Raw genomic sequence first — 713 nt, forward strand, 5'->3', positions numbered from 1 at the left:
GCAAGAAGGACACACCTGTTCCCATGCCGAACACAGAAGTTAAGCTTCTTAGCGCCGATTGTAGTGAAGGGTTGCCCTTTGTGAGAGTAGGACGTCGCCATGCTTTTTTTCATATTGGAGGTTTAGCTCAGCTGGGAGAGCATCTGCCTTACAAGCAGAGGGTCAGCGGTTCGATCCCGTTAACCTCCATATGAGTCGTTAGCTCAGTTGGTAGAGCATCTGACTTTTAATCAGAGGGTCACAGGTTCGAGCCCTGTACGACTCATTGTCTATGCGGGTGTGGCGGAATTGGCAGACGCACTAGATTTAGGATCTAGCGCCTTCGGGCGTGGGGGTTCAAGTCCCTTCACCCGCATTAAAGTACCACCAAAACGCCGGCTTAGCTCAGTTGGTAGAGCATCTGATTTGTAATCAGAGGGTCGAGGGTTCAAGTCCTTTAGCCGGCATCCAACCAATGCGGAAATAGCTCAGTGGTAGAGCACCACCTTGCCAAGGTGGGGGTCGCGGGTTCGAACCCCGTTTTCCGCTTCGCCAATTTCAACGCCGGGGTGGCGGAACTGGCAGACGCACAGGACTTAAAATCCTGCGGTGAGTGATCACCGTACCGGTTCGATTCCGGTCCTCGGCATTAAAAAGATGCGCCCATAGCTCAATTGGATAGAGTGTTTGACTACGGATCAAAAGGTTAGGGGTTCGACTCCTCTTGGGCGCGT

7 tRNA genes and 1 rRNA gene are annotated in these 713 nt (G+C 52.6%); all 8 read left to right on the forward strand.

Going from position 1 to position 713, the window contains the following annotated elements:
• Nucleotides 1-103: ribosomal RNA gene (gene rrf, locus ACFSR0_RS11010) — 5S ribosomal RNA — on the forward strand; the annotation flags it as partial.
• A gap of 13 nt (nucleotides 104-116) precedes the next feature.
• Nucleotides 117-189: transfer RNA gene (locus ACFSR0_RS11015), tRNA-Val, on the forward strand.
• A 3-nt stretch (nucleotides 190-192) separates the two neighbouring features.
• Nucleotides 193-265 (forward strand) — tRNA-Lys (locus tag ACFSR0_RS11020).
• An 8-nt stretch (nucleotides 266-273) separates the two neighbouring features.
• Nucleotides 274-355, forward strand: a tRNA-Leu gene (locus ACFSR0_RS11025).
• Between the two features lie 18 nt (nucleotides 356-373).
• Nucleotides 374-446, forward strand: a tRNA-Thr gene (locus ACFSR0_RS11030).
• 10 nt (nucleotides 447-456) lie between these two features.
• A tRNA-Gly gene (locus ACFSR0_RS11035) sits at nucleotides 457-528 on the forward strand.
• A 14-nt stretch (nucleotides 529-542) separates the two neighbouring features.
• A tRNA-Leu gene (locus ACFSR0_RS11040) sits at nucleotides 543-628 on the forward strand.
• Between the two features lie 10 nt (nucleotides 629-638).
• Nucleotides 639-712: transfer RNA gene (locus tag ACFSR0_RS11045), tRNA-Arg, on the forward strand.
• Nucleotide 713: the final 1 nt, after the last annotated feature.

Origin of the sequence: Enterococcus camelliae (genome assembly GCF_042685105.1) — a bacterium.
GTDB classification, from domain to species: Bacteria; Bacillota; Bacilli; order Lactobacillales; family Enterococcaceae; genus Enterococcus_G; species Enterococcus_G camelliae.